The organism is Shewanella sp. VK101 (assembly GCF_056497865.1).
Genome location: NZ_CM151402.1, coordinates 2612606 through 2631437 on the forward strand (window position 1 = coordinate 2612606; position 18832 = coordinate 2631437).

Below are 18832 nucleotides of genomic sequence, written 5' to 3' on the forward strand. Positions count from 1 at the left end.
CGACATCTGCCTTGAATGGAACTGTCAATTATGTTGCAACTCAATGCCATCGAAGCCAGAGTGATTGGCTGCCTGCTGGAAAAAGAAGTCACTACTCCGGATCTTTATCCCTTGTCTCTCAACTCACTGACCCAAGCCTGCAATCAAAAGACCAGCCGCGATCCCGTGATGGAACTGAACGAATCTGAAGTGCAGCAAGCCTTGGACAGCCTGAGTAAAAAACGTCTGCTGAGTGAGCAATCCGGCTTTGGCAGCCGGGTCATTAAATACCGCCACAGATTCTGTAACACAGAATTTGGCGAGCTGCAGTTTTCCCCCGCAGAGCTGGCGATAGTGTGTTTGTTGCTGCTGCGCGGCGCCCAAACCGCTGGTGAACTCAGAAGCCGGGCTCAGCGGTTGTTTGAATTTGACGGCCTGCCACAAGTGGAGCAAACCCTGCTAGCGTTGAAAGACAAAGGCTTTATCCGCCAACTGGCCAGGGAGCCGGGCAAACGTGAGATACGCTTTGCCGAGAACTTCACCGAGCATGATGGTGTATCTGAAAGTTCCGGCGGCGCAGATACCTCTCAGATTGCCAATCAAGCTGCAGCTCACCGTGAAGGTGAACGCGAAAGAAAGTGCGAAAGTGAGCCAGAAACGGCGAGCCAAAGCCGGATAGCCTTGCTTGAGCTAGAGCTGACGACAATCAAGCAAGAGCTGGCTTTACTAAAACAGGAATTGGCCGAGCTTAAGGCGCAACTGGCATAATTGACCGTAAAAACGACAGCTACCGCTTGAAATAGCGGCCAGGCGTTGGCCTGCCTGGCCTCATGGTGTTAGGCTGGCGTCTTATCGGCAACCCAGTGCTTGCTCCGGTCGCTGCAAGGACTCCATATTTGGAGCAAAACAAGGAACCACATGACAACTGCAACTCACAGCACTCATCCCGGAGGGCTGAAAAACGCCCTGCAACTCGCGGGATTTGAACTCTATAAACTCATTTTCCACCGCCGTGGCACCCTGGCGATGATAGCTTTCGCCCTGGTGTGGCTGCTGATCCTCGCCTATCCGGTCCGAGGTGCCGCCAGCTTTCTGTTGAACCCGGACTTCAAGCATTTTGTTACCGGTGCCTTCGGTGAAGGCACTATGGATCAACTATTTGCCTGGCCGGTTGCCGAGCAAGCCGTCTATTGGGTCATCAGTCTCTACCTGTTCCCCATGTTCAGCATTCTTATCTGCGGCGATCAGTTCGCCTCGGACAAAAACCGCGGCACACTGCGCTTCCTCAGCCTGCGTTCGGGCCGCGATGCCCTCTTCTTCGGCCGCTTCCTCGGCATGATGTTGATCCAATTGCTGTTGGTTGCCATCACAGTCATAGCAACCGTATTTTTGGCCATGAGCCGGGATATGGCGTTGGTGCTACCCGCGCTGACTTCCGGCTTGATGATGACACTCAATCTGGTATTGATCCTGCTGCCCTACACCGCCCTGATGGCGCTGTTCTCACTCTGGGCCAGCTCGGCCAGATTAGCCAGTGTTTTTGCGGTGCTTTTCTTTGCCGCCATGATGATAGTAATGGCGGTTATCAATGCTCAGCTGCCCATGCTCTCTTTCATCGGTTATCTGGTGCCCGGAGCACAGATAGATGCCATGCTCAATGCCCAACCGCTAACGGCACTGTCAAGTGCTTGGTTGCCACTGCTGCAAACCATTGGGTTATTGGCAATAGGCCGCACCATGATGCAGCGAGGTGATCTATGAGTCTGATTAACTGTAAAGGCCTGAGCAAACTCTACGGCAGCAAGCGGGCATTGGATAGCGTCGACTTGCAACTGGAGCCCGGTAGTCCCATCGCCCTGGTCGGCCCAAACGGTGCCGGCAAGACTACATTGATGAGCCTGCTGCTGGGTTATATACGTCCAAGTAGTGGTGAAATCACTGTGATGGGACAGCGCCCGGGTAGTAGCGAACTTTTGGGACAGATCTCTGCCCTGCCCCAGGACGCCGCCCTGGATCCCGGCTTCAGCCTGCTGACTCAATTCAGCCTGTTTGCCCGCATGCAAGGTATGGGCGCCGAAGCTGCCAAGGCTGAATCCATGCGGGTGCTGGCGCTGGTAGGCCTTGAGGACGTCGCCAATCAAAAACCCAACTCTCTGAGTCATGGTATGGGGAAACGCGCCGCGATTGCTCAGGCGCTGATAGGCAACCCCAAGTTGGTGCTGCTGGATGAACCCACGGCCGGACTGGATCCCGCCAACGCCCGCAAAATTCGCGAGTTGGTAGAATCCCTGAGCGCAGACACCACCTTTATTATCAGCTCCCACAATCTGGATGAGCTGGAAAAGCTCTGTGATAGAGTGCTGTATCTGGACAAAGGTAAACTGAGCCAGTCGGTCACCATGCAGCAGAGCAGCGCCGAAGCCTATCTGACGTTGCAGATGCAACACTGTGATCAGGAAAAACTGCTGGAGGCACTCTACGCCCTTGAAGGTGTTTACGAGGTCTCGGCCAAGGGCAAACAAAACTACCTTATCCGTTACCAACCGGAGAAGGACACCTTGGATATCGAGCTGCTGCAGCTACTCAAGCAAAATGGCTGGCAATATCGCAGCCTGATGCGAGGCCGCACACTGGAAGATACACTGTTCGACGGCGCAGCCTGAATCTCAGCCACTCGTCTATACCTGTCGAGCCCTGACACGCAAAAACCTATGCCTTGGCATAGGTTTTTTCTTTCGTCTACAGCAGGTTAGTGTCACGCTTTTACTTTTTTAATCGAACCACCCAGGGTATTTTCACCTAGCCCCGCTATTTACACTCATTCATATCAATTTGTATCAAAATCAGTTTGCAGCAGCTTAATCACATCCCTTTCTACTTTATGCCTGCTATTTTCACCAACAAAGTCTTGGGAAAGGCACAAGTGCGTTATTTTTCGTAAGGAGTGGCTTGGGCCTGACAGAAGTCGTACCGGGGGCCTGCCAAAATCGGATAAATCAGAGACTCAATTGCGGTTATCGGGATAAATGAAGGTATATTTTTTAAAACAGAGTAATAGCTTGAAATAAGTTAATCTTAATTTGAGAGATCACTACAAATTAGAATAAAAGCTCTAGCCAGAGACCACTTGTTGAAGAGATAAAAGACTGAAGAGATAGAAATTGAGCTGGCTTAACTATGAAGACATGAACAACCAATACATGAAAATCAAGGCATAAAAAAACCGCGCTTCCTTACACACAAAAGTGTAGGCTAGCGCGGTTTATTACTGTATCGCTCGGGTTACCCCGAAAAGCGATTAGCCGATAACAGAAACGTTTTCAGCTTGAGGACCTTTCTGGCCCTGAGTAACAGTGAAGGATACTTTCTGACCTTCGTCCAGAGTCTTGAAGCCGTCAGAGTTGATGGCGCGGAAGTGTACAAACACGTCTGGACCAGACTCTTGCTCGATGAAACCGAAACCTTTGTCAGAGTTGAACCACTTAACTACACCAGTTACTTGTGACATGATATAAATCCTGTAAATAAAACTATCTTTTAAGCCTTAACGGCGGTGGAGCTGAAAATGCCGGTATTACTTATGTTTACAGGACGAACTGGTCGTATTGAAGACATAAAAATAAGCCCAACTTTCAAGCTAAGTAGACTATAAATCATTCTGGAGATAAGTCAACAAACTTAATTGAGCCCTTGAGGTTTTTTTTACTTAAATTTCGAGTATTTGCCGTAACAAGTTGAAACCTATCTTATAGTTCTACGTCTTATGTATTACGCCGGTAAACCTGAATGTAAAAATCCAGCTCACAACCCAATCCCTCAGCCTGCAGCTGCTGTTTTTGTTCGGCGCTGAGCTTCCAGGCATAGGGAGTCATCTCCAAAAAGTCATTGCAAACCTGCCCGGCCGGTAAAACCAGCGGCCACTGCAATCGCTCATCATGCAGCAGACCAAAACCCGGTAGCTCTGACTTGGTCGGCTCATGCTCTCTTGGCTCACTGTAGATGATCTCTTTCAACTGAAAGTGATGTCTGGGGCCTGGGGATACACAGATAAAAATGCCGCCTGGCCTACACACCCGCGCCAACTCCTTATCTTTTGATGGTGCATAGATACGCAACATGAGATCAAAAGCAGCATCGGCATAAGGCATGTCGTAGGCGCTGGCCACACAAAAGCGCATCTGGGGATGTGCCTTGGCGGCGTAGCGAATCGCAGTTCTGGAAATATCCAATCCATAGAGTTCGCCGCCAACAGCTTGTTGCAAACGCTCGCTGTAGTAGCCTTCACCGCAGCCCAGATCCAAAATCTCGGGTTTTCCCTTGCCATACTCCAGCGCCAGCTCGTTGACCCTGTCGCTGAGAGCCTGATAATAGCCGGCGTTCAAAAAAGCGCGCCTGGCCTGCATCATCTGCTTGTTGTCACCGGGATCGCGGGAGTTTTTCTTCTGCACCGGCAACAGATTGATATAGCCTTCCTTTGCCTGATCAAAACTGTGGTTTTGGCCACAACGCCATTGTTTTCCGTCCTGCACCAACTCGCTGCGGCACAGGGGACAAATATAAGTCATGCATTACTTCCATCAGAATCGGGCTTTGCAGCCCAAGGTGGTTTTACTCTTCGTCGGTCAACTGCCTGACCATGGCATTGAGCTCCGGCGATGACAAGAGTTCATAGCACTCAAGCGCGCGCCTGAGCTTTTCTTCGGTGCCATCATGGTTGGCACTCTGGCGGTAATTGGGACGCTCAAGCGACTGATTATAACATCGCAGCAGCCATTGACGTTTCTGGGATAGACCTGTGAGCAGATGCCAGACTTCGTTGAGCAGGCCTTCGGGCAATTTAGCCCCATGCGCCTGCTGGTATCGTTCCAGCCTGATTCGAGCCTGAGTCACTTCACTGAGTTGCACCGCCAACTTTTCACTACTGGCTTGATAATCCTGAGCTTCGGCCAACGCTGTCTTGGCCAGAATGATCTCTCTTGGCTCCTGGGACAAACGCAAATCCTGCTCCAGGGGCAGCAGCTCGAATCTGCCGGTTTGTAACGAGCAGAGAAATGTCTGCCCCGGCCATAAATCGAGACACACTCCCTGCCTCAGGGCAGCGATGCAATTTGAAGTACTGGTTCCAACTTCAGAGTAGAGTCTAAAGCCCTGACCTGCCGTGCGCGACACTCCATCCTTCCTGACGGATTCCAAGGGTAGCAACTGCTGAGTCAGAAAAGGTTGCAGCCTCAAAATAAACTGCCCCTGCGAAGCCTTGTCTTCTCCTTCAAGCATTACCCATTCAAGCAGCGGCGAGCGCAAGGCCTCCGACAACACAAAATCACTGACACTGTCCTGCAGGCTGAGGCACAACCTGGTCGGCATTGAAAGATTGACTATGGTGGGTGAACTGAAAAACTGACTGTACATCTGCATCCCTTCGGGTAATCTGAACCTCGTTGTCCCTGCCGGCAGGCCGCTTATTGTAACCAGAGACCATCGATTCACCAAGGGCGGTTTTTAACCGAAATACCAGCGATAATGCCGGCAAAATCCCATTTCCGTAAAAAAATGTTAAGATAAGCTTTTGTCTACAGAGCCAAAGTCATCAGCATGAGTCAAGCCCAACCTCAGCCTTCCATATTCTGGCATGATTATGAAACATTCGGTGCTAATCCGGCGAAAGACAGGCCGGCGCAGTTTGCCGGGATACGTACCGATCTGGAGCTGAACATCATTGGCGAGCCCGAGACCTTTTACTGTCAGATAGCCAGCGATTACCTGCCCTCTCCCGAGGCGATCCTCATCACAGGGATCACGCCGCAACTGGCCAATGGCAAAGGGCTACCGGAAACCGAGTTTATGGGGCGGATCAATGCCCTGTTCAGCCAAGCCAATACCTGCGTCGCCGGCTACAACTCGCTGCGATTTGATGATGAGGTCAGCCGTTATGGTTTTTACCGTAACTTTATCGATCCCTATGCCAGAGAATGGCAGCAAGGCAATTCCCGCTGGGACATTATCGATCTGGTTCGGGCCTGCTATGCCCTGCGCCCGGACGGGATCAACTGGCCAACCAAAGAGGACGGCTCTCCCAGTTTCAAGCTCGAACATCTGACCCAGGCCAACGGACTCGGCCATGAAAAGGCTCACGATGCCATGTCAGATGTTTACGCCACCATAGCCTTGGCCAAACTGATAAAAGAGAAACAACCAAGGCTGTTTGACTACTATTTCAAACTCAGACGCAAGCAGGCAGTTTCTGAGCAAATCGATGTACTCAATATGCAACCCTTGGTGCATATCAGCTCCAAGATCCCGGCGACTCAGGGCTGTGCCACTCTCATTGCCCCTGTGGCCCATCATCCGGAGAACAAGAATGCCATTGTCTGCGTTAACCTGCATATGGATATCAGCCCGCTGATTGAATTGGATGTAGACAGCATTCGCGAGCGCCTCTATACGCCAAGAAGCGAATTGGCAGAAGATGAATTACCCATACCTGTCAAACAGGTGCATATCAATAAGTGCCCCTTTATTGCCACCGCCAAGACACTGACCGATGAAGCCGCCGAGCGGATTGGATTTGACAAGGCCTTTGCCCGCGAGCAATACAAGCGCCTGCGCCAGCATCCGCAGATCCGCGCCAAGCTGGCAAGCCTGTTTGATACCCCAAGAGACAACCAGAGTACAGATCCGGATCTTATGCTCTACAGCGGAGGATTCTTCTCTCCGGCGGATAAGGCCAAGATGGAGATGATCCGCCATACCGCCCCCGATAACCTGGCGGCGCTGGATCTCAGCTTTGACGACCCCAGGCTCAAGGAGATGCTGTTTCGTTACCGTGCCCGCAACTATCCCTCGACACTTACGGACAAAGAAACACTGCGCTGGCATGAGTTCTGTCAGCAAAGGCTCAACGATCCGGATTATGTCATTCGCTTAGAAAATCTGTTGGAAGAAACTGCCGAAAATGAAAGTCACCAGCGACTTCTCAAGGCTCTGGTGCAATACTTACAAGCGCTTTAACGGAATTTTGCGAAGCCAGTCCCGTTTCCACTGTAACTTCCTGACTAAACTGGATAACCATTAGCTTAACATTTAACAAGGAATGGCCAATGCAAGACAGATTTGTAAACAGCCTGAACCAGTTGCCCAAGACACTTACCGAGCAATTGGTGCCACTGCTCAACGATGAGTTCGCCGGTCATCTGGATGCACAGCAGCTGAGTGAGTTGGCCAAGGTCAGCGGCCTTGGTGATGATGAATTACTGCTGGCGCTCTTGCCTATTGCTGCGGCACTGGCCAATCCGCCAATCAGTGAGTTCTATGTCGGCGCCATCGCCAAAGGCAAGAGCGGTGATATCTATATGGGCGCCAATATCGAACTACCGGGTGAAGCCTTGTGTCACTCGGTTCACGCCGAGCAAAGCGCCATCAGTCATGCCTGGCTGAGCGGTGAAAGCCAGATAGTCGATATCATAGTCAACGAGAGTCCCTGCGGCCACTGCCGTCAGTTTATGAATGAGCTGGTGGCCGGGCAAGAGATCCGCATTCATCTGCCCAAGCAGCCTACAGCGCCTTTGAGTCATTACCTGCCCTACGCCTTTGGTCCCAAAGATCTCAATGTCACCACGCCTTTGCTGAGTAAACAACAGGTAAACCTGGCGTTAGAGAGCTCCGATCCCATGGTGATTGAGGCGCTGGATCACGCCAGCCTCAGCTATGCCCCGTACAGCAAGAGCCATTGTGCGGTAGTACTGGAAACGGCTGATGGCGCCACCTTCTGTGGCCGTTACGCCGAGAACGCCGCATTTAACCCATCCATGATGCCAATGCAGATGGCACTGTCGACCCTGCTGCGCCATAACCGCAGCTTCAGTGAAATCAAACGGGCACTGCTGCTGGAATCGGCCACTGGCAAAATCTCTCTGGTGGGAGCCAGCATGGACGCCCTGCACGCAGTGGCGCCTGTAGAGCTGGAACATATAGTGGTCAGCCCTGAGCCCAATTGATAGCAGACTCAAAACCCAAAAAGGACAGCAGAAGCTGTCCTTTTATTATCTCCAATCGCCTGCCTTACTTGCTACGGCACTTCTCCTGGCGAGCCATCAGACTGGAAGTATCCCAGCGGTTACCGCCCATGGCCTGTACTTCACCGTAAAATTGATCGACCATGGCGGTCAGCGGCAAATGCGAGCCATTGCGTCTGGCTTCATTGAGGGCTATGCCTAAGTCTTTGCGCATCCAGTCCACCGCAAATCCAAAATCATACTCACCCTTCAACATGGTCTTGTGACGATTTTCCATTTGCCAGCTCTGGGCCGCGCCTTTGCTGATCACCTCAACTACCTTCTCGCCATCGAGCCCGGCGCTCTTGGCAAAATGCATGGCTTCGGCCAAACCTTGTACCACACCGGCAATGCAGATTTGATTGACCATCTTGGTCAACTGCCCGGCGCCAACATCTCCCAATAGTTCGGCGCAGCGGGCATAGGCAGCCATCACAGGTTTTACCCGCGCAAATACCGCCTCTGAGCCGCCGGCCATAATGGTCAATACCCCATTCTCGGCACCGGCCTGACCGCCGGAAACCGGCGCGTCCATAAAAGCGATGTCCTTCTCGGCCAGCAAAGCGGCCAACTCCCGCGCCACGTCGCATGAGGCAGTGGTGTGATCGACAAAGATACTTCCCGGAGCCATACCATGTACTGCGCCCTCTTCACCCAGTACGACCTGGCGTAAGTCATCATCATTGCCGACACAGGCAAAGACAATATCCTGTCCCTCGGCGGCTTGGGCCGGAGTCGCGCAGCAGCGCCCACCAAACTCTGCCGCCCAGGCTTCAGCCTTGGAGAAAGTACGGTTGTAAACAGTGACCTGGTGCCCCTGTTTTTGCAGATGCCCAGCCATGGGATACCCCATAACACCTAGACCGAGAAATGCGACATTCGCCATGATATTTCCTTGATTGTTTTAAGTGCGGGAACAGGCTGGCCCGATTGCCGACCATGCTTCAAAACCTTTGGCGTAAAGCCAAGGTTTTGGTTTAAAGCAAAATTCTTAGTTTAAACCAAAGCCGAGAGTGACAATTCGAGCCGATGTTTAAGCCGCATTTTGCCATGGGGCAGCGTAAAGGAGAAGTTGATACGGGCAAACTCAGCATCCCGCATACAGAAAAGAGCCACCAATGTGGCTCTTGAAATCAACACTTAAGGATGAACGTGTGCTTCCATTTCCGCGCCGATTTTCTTGCGCATCTCCATCAACTTGATTGCCGAATCCCTGAGCTCTATGTCTCTTGCCGATGTCGGCTGCCATTCAGGTACAGGCGTAGGTTTACCTTCATCGTCTACCGCCACCATGATGACAATACAGTGAGTGGTCAGATGGCGCTCGGAATCCTTGGGATCGCCGGCCTTTACGTCCAAACCTATGTGCATGGAGGTGCTGCCGGTATAGATCACCTTGGCGCTCACCTCCACTATATTGCCCACATGAATAGGTTTGACAAATCTGATCCCACCGGCATAAACCGTGATGCAGTATTTACCGCTCCAACCGGCCGCACAAGCATAGGCCGCCAAGTCAATCCACTTCATTACTGCGCCGCCGTGTACCTTGCCGCCAAAGTTGACGTCAGCGGGCTCGGCCAAAAACCTCAGGGTTATCTGTCTCTCTGTTCCTGCCATGGGATCCTCTCATCAGGCTTGGCGATCTGCTGACCGCACCTGGCTGAGAGTGTACGCGAAAATTTCGCAATCACCCAAACTTACATACCAGGAAACTTCCGCCAATCACCAGAGGTAAGGCCAGCCGATAGATCCAAAGCTGCAATTTGCTGCTGATAAAACGGGACAGATGAAACAGTGAGTAAATGCCCATCGCCAGCAGGAAGATGCCAAGCACCTCTACCCCGGCTATCACATCGGCATCGCCGCCGGCATAAACCGCTGCTGTCAACAAGGCAAACCAGAGCACTGTATAGGCAGCTATGGCCAAACTAAAAGTGCGAACACCAATTTCCATCGCCGGTTGCCAGCGGCTGTTTTCGCCGCGCACCAACTCGGTTAAATTGGCAGCAATCGCTCCGACTACGGCCATAACAGGAAACATTGCAGGATTGAGCATAGTGAAAACTCCAGAATCATTTGGCGGGATTCTGGCGCTATATTCAGGGAATGCCAATAGAGATGAACAAAGGTTAATTCTGGGTTTAGCTTGAGAATATGACTAACTGATTTTAAAGATAAAAAAAGCGCCATCTGGCGCTTTTTCAAGAGGTTGAATCTTAAACTCGCTTCAGCAACAAAGAGCCATTGGTGCCACCGAACCCGAAAGAGTTACATAGCACATGCTCTACTTTGGTCTGACGTGCGGTATGGGCAACAAAGTCCAGATCGCAACCTTCGTCCGGATTGTCCAGGTTGATGGTAGGTGGAACTACCTGATCTTTAAGGGCCAACACAGAGAAAATGGTTTCCACTGCACCGGCAGCCCCGAGCAAATGACCCGTCATCGACTTGGTGGAGCTCACCATCAGCTTATAGGCATGATCGCCAAAGATGGACTTCACTGCCGCCGCTTCGGCCTTATCGCCTGCCGGCGTAGAAGTACCGTGAGCGTTAATATAATCTATGCTTTCGGGAGCCAGGCTTGCATCTCTCAGCGCATTTTTCATGGCTGCCGCAGCGCCGGCGCCATCGGCTGGCGGCGAGGTCATATGGAAGGCATCGCCGCTCATACCGAAACCAACCAGCTCGGCATAAATCTTGGCACCGCGAGCCTTGGCGCGCTCATACTCTTCCAGCACCAGTACCCCGGCGCCGTCGCCGATAACAAAACCGTCTCTGTCTTTATCCCATGGGCGGCTGGCCGCCTGAGGGTCATCATTACGGGTAGACAAGGCCTTGGCCGCGGCAAAGCCACCCACGCCCAGAGGACAAGTCACATCTTCTGCGCCACCGGCAACCATCACATCGGCATCGCCATAAGCTATGGTACGGGCTGCGAAACCTATGTTGTGAACCCCGGTGGTACAGGCAGTTGTCACCGCAAAGTTAGGGCCGGTCATGCCGTACATGATGGACAGATGACCGGCAATCATATTGATGATGGTGCTGGGCACAAAGAAAGGGGAAATTTTACGTGGGCCACCGGCCATCAAGGCGCTGTGGTTTTGCTCAATCAACCACATGCCGCCCATACCAGCGCCGATAGCGGTTCCGACTCGGGTCGGATCTTCTTTATCCATCTCCAATCCGGAATCACGCATGGCCTGAATGCCGGCAGCCATACCGTACTGAATAAAGAGGTCCATCTTGCGGGCGTCTTTACGGGACAGGTACTGCTCTACGTCAAAATCTTTGACTGAGCCTGAAAAACGGGTGCTGAATTCGCTGGCATCAAACTTGGTGATAGGCGCGATACCGCTCTGACCTGCCAGCAAGGCTTGCCAGGTGCTGTCCACTGTGTTGCCGACCGGGGTCACCAGACCCAGGCCAGTGATAACGACTCGACGTTTAGTCACTGTGTCCACCTTAGATTAACGGGTGAGTTACCATGATAGGCCAGGCTGTTGCAGCCTACCATTGCCGCCGGCCAGCAGCCGAATGGTCACAAGACACGATAATGCATCGGCTGATACTGGTACAACCAGAAACTGACGGGGCGAAAACAAAAACAGGCGGCAATTATGCCGCCTGTTTTCTGGAATTCTGGATTACTGATTCTTGGAAACGTAATCGATCGCTGCCTGAACGGTAGTGATTTTCTCAGCTTCCTCATCAGGGATCTCGGTATCAAACTCTTCTTCCAGAGCCATAACCAACTCAACAGTGTCCAGAGAATCTGCACCCAGATCGTCTACGAAAGAAGCTGCTGGCTTAACGTCTTCTTCTTTAACGCCCAGTTGCTCTACGATGATTTTCTTTACACGTTCTTCGATGTTGCTCATTAGTTTTCTTTCCTATTCAAATTACGCACTTGCGTAAGATTGCGAGTAGTTTATTAGATTTGACCAACATTGCAAGCCTAGAATTCGTGGTCTAACCACGATTTTAGGCCCTCAATTGCTGCAGATCACCACCCAATTGCGACAGTATCCCTGCCATTCGCCCTTAAACCATATACATCCCGCCATTTACATGCAAGGTTTCCCCTGTGATGTAAGCGGCGGCATCCGAGGCCAAAAAGAGCACGGCGTTGGCAATTTCCTGTGCCTGACCCAAGCGTCTCATTGGAACCTGGGACATGATGGCCTGTTGCTGATCTTCTGTCAGCTCATCCGTCATATCTGTCTGGATAAAACCAGGAGCAATAGCATTAACTGTAATTTGACGAGATGCAACCTCTCTGGCGAGAGATTTTGTAAATCCGATCAAACCCGCTTTGGCCGCAGAGTAGTTCACTTGGCCCGCATTGCCCATGGTACCTACCACAGAGCCGATATTGATGATACGACCATGACGTTTCTTCATCATTGAGCGCATCACTGGCTTGGATAACCTGAAAAGAGATGTCAGGTTGGTGTCCAGGATATCCTGCCACTCATCCTCTTTCATCAGCATCAATAAATTGTCACGGGTGATGCCAGCATTGTTTACCAGAATATCAACATCACCGGCTTTTTCTTTGATCGAGGCAAATAAATTTTCAACAGATTGTGGATCTGTGACATTCAGCACCAAACCATGGCCCTTATCGCCCAGATAAGCCGAGATGGCTTCAGCGCCACGCTCACTGGTTGCGGTACCGAATACTGTGGCACCGGCCTCGGCCAGAGTAGTGGCAATCGACTTGCCAATGCCACGACTGGCGCCGGTAACCAGGGCAATCTTGCCGCTTAAGTCTAATGTTACGCTCATGAAAAGCTCCTTATTCGATCAATGCAGCCAGAGAAGCGGCATCGTTGACTGCCTTGGCAGTAAGGGATTTATTAATGCGCTTGCAAAGCCCGGTCAACACTTTACCCGGACCCACTTCATAGAGCTCAGTGACCCCCATGGCCGCCATGGCTTCAACGGTTTCAGTCCAGCGCACCGGGCTGTAAAGCTGACGTACCAAGGCATCACGGATATCAGCGGCAGCTTGTGGCTGGGCGACATCCGCATTGTTAATCACGGGAATTTGCGGCTGGCTAAATTCGATGTTACCCAGTGCACTGGCCAGTTTATCGGCGGCAGGCTTCATCAAAGCGCAATGGGAAGGCACGCTCACAGGCAAGGCAACCGCCATTTTGGCGCCTGCTGCCTTACAGGTTGCGGCGGCGCGCTCAACCGCGGCTTTTTCACCGGCAATCACGACCTGGCCTGGGCTATTGTAGTTAACCGGGCTAACCACAGCGCCTTCGGCGCTGTCTTCACAGGCCTTGGCAATGGCGTCGTTATCCAGGCCTATGATGGCAAACATGGCGCCGGTTCCGGCAGGAACCGCTTGCTGCATCAATTGACCACGCAGTTCAACCAACTTAACTGCATCGGTAAACTTGAGCACCCCGGCACACACCAGCGCCGAGTATTCACCCAAACTGTGGCCTGCCATCACGCTGGGCGCGGATTTGCCGGCCGCTTGCCAGGCGCGATACAGGGCGACACTGGCGCTCAGCAAGGCAGGCTGGGTCTTGTCAGTCTCGTTAAGAGTTTCGGCCGGTCCCTGCTGCACCAGTTGCCACAAGTCGTAACCCAGTACTTCACTGGCTTCACGAAAAGTCTCGGTCACGACCGGATAGCCTTCGGCAAGATCGGCAAGCATGCCAACAGCCTGAGAACCTTGTCCCGGGAACACGAAAGCGAAGTTTTCCATATTCATTTACCTATGATTGCAGGCAGCAAAGCTAATGCCGCTGCCCGAGTCCACTGATCTGCCCGGCAGATCAACTTGTATGCATTGAGACGTCCCGCTCACTTACGCGAAGAAAGCAGGCACTGAATATCAGAAGCGAACCAAGGCGCTACCCCAGGCAAAACCGGCACCGAAGGCTTCAAGCAGCAAGAGTTGCCCGCGCTTGATGCGGCCATCGCGCACCGCTTCGTCCAGTGCAATCGGCACTGAGGCAGCTGAAGTATTGCCATGTTTGGCCAGCGTCAGCACCACTTTATCAAGACTCATGTCCAATTTCTTGGCTGTAGCATTAATAATGCGGAAATTGGCCTGATGTGGCACCAGCCAATCTATTTCTGACTTGTCGACGTTATTCAATCTCAGGGTTTCTGTCACCACATGGGACAACTGAGTCACGGCGACCTTGAAGACATCGTTGCCCTTCATGGTCATAAAGCCCACGGCTTCGGAGGTTTCTCCGGCTCTGGGTGGAAAGGCACATTTGAGCAGATCGCCCTGACGGCCATCGGCGTAGATATGGGTAGAGATGATCCCCGGCTCTTCACTGGCGCCCACCACGGCGGCACCGGCACCATCACCAAAGAGAATAATGGTGGTCCTGTCTTCCGGCTCACAGAGTCTGGAAAGCACATCGGCGCCTATTACCAGCACTTTCTTGGCCGCACCGGTTTTCACGAACTGATCGGCAACCGACAGCGCATAGACAAAGCCGGAACAAGCCGCAGCGACATCAAATGCCGGGATGGTATGAACCCCCAACATGGCCTGCACTTCACAAGCAGCTGCCGGAAAGGCGTTTGCCGCACTTGTGGTGCCGCAGATAATCATATCGAGTTCACCGGCTTCGATGCCTGCCATTTCAATGGCCTTCAACGCCGCCTGATAACCCATAGTGGCAACCGTTTCACTGGCATCAGCGATCCGACGCTCAGAAATACCCGTGCGCTCAACAATCCACTGGTCACTGGTTTCCACCATTTTTTCCAGATCCTGATTGCTACGCACCTGCGCCGGCAGATAACTGCCAGTTCCAAGAATTTTTGTATGCATAAGGAGAAATCAGCTGTTTATATCTAAAAGTATCGACTCGAGACGCTGCTTGATCATCTCAGGGAGTCGACGTCTTGCTTCAGTGACTGCCAAGCTAATCGCTTGTAAATAGGCAGTTTCATCCGCATTCCCATGGCTCTTGACGACTATTCCGCGCAATCCTATCAGACTTGCTCCGTTATAGTGGTCGGGGTTCATCTGTTTGAGCACGCTTTGAATACTGGGAGCCAATAATTTGGCCAACATGCGTACAAAAAAGCCTCGGGTCAGCCCTTCCTTAAGCTGATGGATCAACAGTCTGGCAATGCCTTCTGAAGTTTTCAGGGTAATATTACCGACAAAACCGTCGCAGACAATCACATCGACTTTGCCTCGGTAAATCTCATCCCCTTCGATAAAACCTTGATAATTGATTTGAGGAGTATGTTGCAACAACTGGGCAGCCTGCTGCACCTGATCGTTGCCTTTGATCTCTTCGCTACCGACATTGAGCAGTGCAACCTTGGGTCTGGGTTGTTTGGTCACTGCTTCGCAGAGTACTGAACCCATGACGGAAAACTGGAACAGAGTATCTGAATCACAGGAAACATTAGCCCCGAGATCCAGCAGATAGACTGGCTTATGATTGATGGTGGGAAGACAACTGACCAAAGCGGGTCTGTCTATACCCGGCAGCGTCTTTAGTACAACCTTGGCCATCGCCATCAGCGCGCCGGTATTTCCCGCACTGACACACGCCTGGGCCTCGCCTCTATGCACAGCATCCAGCGCCTGACGCATTGAGCTGTCACGCCGGCAACGCAAAGCATGCACTGGCCTGTCGGACATACTGACCACTTCAGTGGTATGCCTGAGTTCTATTCTATCTGTAATGTCTTGCCCGGATTGGGCGAGATATGGCTGTATCTGGTCTTGGTCACCAACCAGAATAAACCTGAGATCTGGATATAATTTAAGTGCCTGCAGGGCTGCAGGCACAGTCACGTGGGGGCCATGGTCGCCACCCATCGCATCTAACGCAAGCGTCAGACTCGTCATAAGACAATCAACAACTTACTTGTTGATTACCTTTTTGCCACGGTAGAAACCGTCAGCAGTCACATTGTGACGACGATGCAGTTCACCGCTGGTAGCGTCTACAGACAGCTGAGCAGTGCTCAGTGCATCGTGTGAACGGCGCATACCGCGCTTTGAACGAGATTTTTTATTCTGTTGTACAGCCATTGATCTGTCTCCTGGATTACTTGCTCTTCAGTTTTTCTAACACTGCAAACGGATTTGGACGCTCCTCTTGAGCGGCTTCAATCTCGCCTATAGCCACATCCTTGGAACCTGTATGACATTCATCTACGTCATGGGTAGGTATCAAGGGCATAGCCAGTATCAATTCATCTTCAATCAATTGATGCAGACGAACTTCGCCAATTTCATTACACTCAATAGGGTCATACGCATCCGGGAGCTCATCGATTTCAGCTTCATTCCGGCAAGGACTGAAACTAAACTCGACCGTAACCTCTGTGGTAAATAGTGTCATGCAGCGTTGACATAGCAGAGTGAGCTCCGTCACAGCCTTCCCTTTCAGGTAGACTATCCCCTGTAAATCCACACCACACTCAATTGACACTGTCACATCGGAACAGTCGCCGGCACATAATTCATTCAATCGCTTCAGTTGCGTACCAGGAACAACACCTTGATAGCTAAGGCGGCTGGTCGCAGCACGAATGGGATCAATTGAAACCGGTATCTTTACTGTTTGCATAAGGCGCGCATATTATAGTTTGAAACCGCCGGAGTCAAAGGAAAAATGATGATGAGGCTCGCAAAGGAAACAAAACCTGTGCGCTCCCAGCCATCATAGGCCTGTTCCAACGGGTTCGAAATTGACGGACGCAGAATTCTACCCAAGCATAGGGCTCTTCACAAGCCGTTGCCGCGCAAAATAAAGCCAGTCATCTCATCCCAAAGCCACTCTTGCCAGGCATTGGCAAACTTGGCGACAATATCCGGCTCCCACATCGCTTTGGAACCCAAGATATGACCCACCAAGATGATAGCACCAAGGCTGCGGTATCACCCACAGAACCTCAGTTGATTTTAGCCTCAACCTCCAGCTATCGAAAGGCACTATTGGCAAAATTGGATTTGGCGTTTGAGTGTGTAGCTCCCGAAGTGGATGAAACGCCCCAGCCTGAAGAAACCGCCTTTGATTTGGTCAAGCGTCTGGCGGCAGCCAAAGCGCAGGCTGGGGCAAAGCAGCTAAGCAACGCACTGGTGATAGGTTCTGATCAGGTCGCTGTGATTGATGGTCAAATCGTCGGCAAGCCACTGACTGAAGAGAAAGCCTGCAAACAATTACAGGCTGCCTCGGGGAAAAGCATCACCTTTTATACCGGGCTGGCGCTCTTTGACAGCCGCAGCGGCCAAACTCAGGTGGAAGTCGAACCCTTCACTGTGCATTTCAGAAACCTGAGCCAAGATGAAATCGCCGACTATGTTCGCCGCGAGCAACCGCTCTGGTGTGCCGGCAGCTTTAAGTGTGAAGGCTTGGGCATCGCCCTGTTTCGGGCCCTTGAAGGACGGGATCCCAACACACTAATAGGTTTACCCTTAATCCTGCTCATCGAAATGCTCTCCCGTCAAGGTATAAAAGTATTGGGAGATGCTGCGGCGCCAGGAAGCTGAAGGCTCAGGCGCTGCCTCTTACCTGTACCTATTCTCTCCTACAGACTTGCCAAAGCACATGTGGCACTGTGATGCAAGATGATACGGGTGTCGGATGGGTCCGAATCTTATCTCAACAAGGTAAATTGAAGTGCGTCAGCGCGGCTTTCGCTCTACACTAATAACAATTAATCAACATATCTCTTTTGATGATCCCTTGTAGAGTGAAAAGATGACAGATACCGAAGAAGCCTTGGCTCTACTGGCTGCTCCCTGCACAGATAAACGCTTTTTTCAACGGGCACTGCGCGCACTCGCCTTGGTGACCCAATGTCGCTGGGCCGGCTTTGGCCGACTCAAAAACGATTTCCAAGGCGAGATCATCGCCTTTTGTGACAACAAACAGTCTCTGCCTGCTTTTGAGTTTGAATTGGCTGGCTCTCCCTGTGAGTCCCTCTATCAACAACAGGAAACCAGCACTCACATACTCCACGCCCGTGATCTGCAGAAACGATTTCCCCATTTTGCCATGATCCGCGAGATAGGCGCCCAGAGTTATCAGGCCGAGTTGATCCTCGGCAGTGATGGCAAACCGGTCGGCCATATTTTTGTACTCGACACCCTCCCCCAGGCCGAAAGCGCCAAGTCAAAAGAGTTTTTCCGGATCTTGGCCCAGCGTATCGGTCTCGAATATCACAGAATGTTGGTCAGTCGCGAGCTCGCCATGCACAAGCAGATGATAGCCACCACAGATCATCTGTTGGCATTTATCGGTACCGATTACTGTTACCGTATGGTCTCCAAAGGGTATGAGCAGCTTTTCAACCGCGTTCAAGAGGAGATCATAGGTAAGCATATTGCTGAACTGCACGGTGTAAGCGCGTTTGAGAAGAAGATCCGGCCGCTACTTGAGCGGGCCTTTAACGGCGAAACGCTGGAAGCCAATCAGTGGTTGCATCCACCGCATCTGGCCGCGCCGATACTGATGAGTGTACGACATTCACCCTGCATCAATGATGCCGGCGAAATTTGCGGCGTCATAGTCTCGTCCCACGACATCACCCGTCTGTCGGCGCTGGCCTTGTCCAGCCTGGGCACTGAGCCATTGGATCTTAATAGCGGGAGCCTTGGTGCAAAGGACTTGAGCACAAAGAACCTGAGCAAAGAGAACTTGAGCGCAGAGCCCCCAAACGCGAATAACCTGAGTCCCCAATTGGGCCAGGAGTTGAAAACCGCCAATTCCTGAACTTGCACTTCACTTTATTTAGGGAAGGTGCGAACAAGTCCCATGTGTGCTCTGCGTCGGCTTACTGGC

The 18832-nt window shown here is 51.9% G+C and carries 21 protein-coding genes; 7 read left to right on the plus strand and 14 right to left on the minus strand.

Features of this window, described 5'->3' with window-relative positions; translation table 11 throughout:
* Window positions 1-30 precede the first annotated feature (30 nt).
* From ACSHSR_RS11785 to ACSHSR_RS11795, 3 genes are all read left to right on the plus strand, one after another.
* Complete coding sequence (locus ACSHSR_RS11785) at window positions 31-747, plus strand: YceH family protein (protein ID WP_371872573.1); 717 nt, start codon at window positions 31-33, stop codon at window positions 745-747.
* 150 nt (window positions 748-897) lie between these two features.
* On the plus strand, window positions 898-1740 hold the full coding sequence (locus tag ACSHSR_RS11790; protein ID WP_273642703.1) for an ABC transporter permease subunit: 843 nt from the start codon (window positions 898-900) through the stop codon (window positions 1738-1740).
* Window positions 1737-2642 carry an ABC transporter ATP-binding protein gene (locus tag ACSHSR_RS11795; RefSeq protein ID WP_044734370.1) on the plus strand — a complete coding sequence of 302 codons (906 nt, stop codon included), beginning with the start codon at window positions 1737-1739 and terminating at the stop codon, window positions 2640-2642. The genes ACSHSR_RS11790 and ACSHSR_RS11795 overlap by 4 nt, the downstream gene beginning before the upstream one ends.
* 635 nt (window positions 2643-3277) lie before the next feature.
* Here the strand turns inward: ACSHSR_RS11795 and ACSHSR_RS11800 are convergent.
* The 3 genes from ACSHSR_RS11800 to ACSHSR_RS11810 all read right to left on the minus strand — a co-directional run bounded on the left by ACSHSR_RS11800 (window position 3278) and on the right by ACSHSR_RS11810 (window position 5388).
* Entirely contained in the window at window positions 3278-3487 is a 210-nt protein-coding gene (locus tag ACSHSR_RS11800; protein WP_025009607.1) for a cold-shock protein, read from the minus strand.
* A gap of 253 nt (window positions 3488-3740) precedes the next feature.
* Window positions 3741-4544 carry a 23S rRNA (guanine(745)-N(1))-methyltransferase gene (gene rlmA, locus ACSHSR_RS11805; RefSeq protein ID WP_144130848.1) on the minus strand — a complete coding sequence of 268 codons (804 nt, stop codon included), beginning with the start codon at window positions 4542-4544 and terminating at the stop codon, window positions 3741-3743.
* 43 nt (window positions 4545-4587) lie between these two features.
* Window positions 4588-5388 carry a hypothetical protein gene (locus ACSHSR_RS11810; protein ID WP_335901299.1) on the minus strand — a complete coding sequence of 267 codons (801 nt, stop codon included), beginning with the start codon at window positions 5386-5388 and terminating at the stop codon, window positions 4588-4590.
* 183 nt (window positions 5389-5571) lie between these two features.
* On the opposite strand from ACSHSR_RS11810, the gene sbcB reads away from it, so the two are divergent.
* Entirely contained in the window at window positions 5572-6987 is a 1416-nt protein-coding gene (gene sbcB / locus ACSHSR_RS11815) for an exodeoxyribonuclease I (protein ID WP_096141683.1), read from the plus strand.
* An 89-nt stretch (window positions 6988-7076) separates the two neighbouring features.
* A complete protein-coding gene (cdd, locus tag ACSHSR_RS11820; RefSeq protein ID WP_208124574.1) occupies window positions 7077-7973 on the plus strand; it encodes a cytidine deaminase in 897 nt (298 codons plus the stop codon).
* Window positions 7974-8037: 64 nt separating this feature from the next.
* On the opposite strand, the gene ACSHSR_RS11825 is transcribed toward cdd, so the two are convergent.
* The 11 genes from ACSHSR_RS11825 to yceD all read right to left on the minus strand — a co-directional run bounded on the left by ACSHSR_RS11825 (window position 8038) and on the right by yceD (window position 16615).
* Window positions 8038-8916: an NAD(P)-dependent oxidoreductase gene (locus tag ACSHSR_RS11825; protein ID WP_144221098.1), complete on the minus strand. Its 879-nt coding sequence runs from the start codon at window positions 8914-8916 to the stop codon at window positions 8038-8040.
* Between the two features lie 254 nt (window positions 8917-9170).
* Entirely contained in the window at window positions 9171-9650 is a 480-nt protein-coding gene (locus ACSHSR_RS11830) for an acyl-CoA thioesterase (protein ID WP_025009552.1), read from the minus strand.
* 70 nt (window positions 9651-9720) lie between these two features.
* Window positions 9721-10089: a hypothetical protein gene (locus ACSHSR_RS11835; protein WP_025888946.1), complete on the minus strand. Its 369-nt coding sequence runs from the start codon at window positions 10087-10089 to the stop codon at window positions 9721-9723.
* A 160-nt stretch (window positions 10090-10249) separates the two neighbouring features.
* Window positions 10250-11488: a beta-ketoacyl-ACP synthase II gene (gene fabF / locus ACSHSR_RS11840; RefSeq protein ID WP_028779317.1), complete on the minus strand. Its 1239-nt coding sequence runs from the start codon at window positions 11486-11488 to the stop codon at window positions 10250-10252.
* 192 nt (window positions 11489-11680) lie between these two features.
* Entirely contained in the window at window positions 11681-11914 is a 234-nt protein-coding gene (gene acpP / locus ACSHSR_RS11845) for an acyl carrier protein (protein ID WP_006081231.1), read from the minus strand.
* A gap of 163 nt (window positions 11915-12077) precedes the next feature.
* Complete coding sequence (gene fabG / locus ACSHSR_RS11850; protein WP_025009550.1) at window positions 12078-12824, minus strand: 3-oxoacyl-ACP reductase FabG; 747 nt, start codon at window positions 12822-12824, stop codon at window positions 12078-12080.
* A 10-nt stretch (window positions 12825-12834) separates the two neighbouring features.
* The gene (gene fabD, locus ACSHSR_RS11855) at window positions 12835-13761 is read right to left on the minus strand and encodes an ACP S-malonyltransferase (RefSeq protein WP_219160058.1); all 927 of its coding nucleotides are present in this window, start codon (window positions 13759-13761) and stop codon (window positions 12835-12837) included.
* Between the two features lie 129 nt (window positions 13762-13890).
* Window positions 13891-14850 carry a beta-ketoacyl-ACP synthase III gene (locus ACSHSR_RS11860; RefSeq protein WP_025009548.1) on the minus strand — a complete coding sequence of 320 codons (960 nt, stop codon included), beginning with the start codon at window positions 14848-14850 and terminating at the stop codon, window positions 13891-13893.
* Window positions 14851-14859: 9 nt separating this feature from the next.
* Window positions 14860-15888 carry a phosphate acyltransferase PlsX gene (plsX, locus tag ACSHSR_RS11865; protein WP_025009547.1) on the minus strand — a complete coding sequence of 343 codons (1029 nt, stop codon included), beginning with the start codon at window positions 15886-15888 and terminating at the stop codon, window positions 14860-14862.
* A gap of 15 nt (window positions 15889-15903) precedes the next feature.
* On the minus strand, window positions 15904-16074 hold the full coding sequence (gene rpmF / locus ACSHSR_RS11870) for a 50S ribosomal protein L32 (protein WP_025009546.1): 171 nt from the start codon (window positions 16072-16074) through the stop codon (window positions 15904-15906).
* Between the two features lie 16 nt (window positions 16075-16090).
* Window positions 16091-16615 carry a 23S rRNA accumulation protein YceD gene (gene yceD / locus ACSHSR_RS11875; protein WP_025009545.1) on the minus strand — a complete coding sequence of 175 codons (525 nt, stop codon included), beginning with the start codon at window positions 16613-16615 and terminating at the stop codon, window positions 16091-16093.
* Window positions 16616-16890: 275 nt separating this feature from the next.
* Between yceD and ACSHSR_RS11880 the strand changes: the two genes are divergently transcribed.
* On the plus strand, window positions 16891-17538 hold the full coding sequence (locus ACSHSR_RS11880) for a Maf family protein (RefSeq protein ID WP_045283751.1): 648 nt from the start codon (window positions 16891-16893) through the stop codon (window positions 17536-17538).
* 211 nt (window positions 17539-17749) lie between these two features.
* Window positions 17750-18763: a PAS domain-containing protein gene (locus ACSHSR_RS11885; RefSeq protein WP_107111103.1), complete on the plus strand. Its 1014-nt coding sequence runs from the start codon at window positions 17750-17752 to the stop codon at window positions 18761-18763.
* Window positions 18764-18832: the final 69 nt, after the last annotated feature.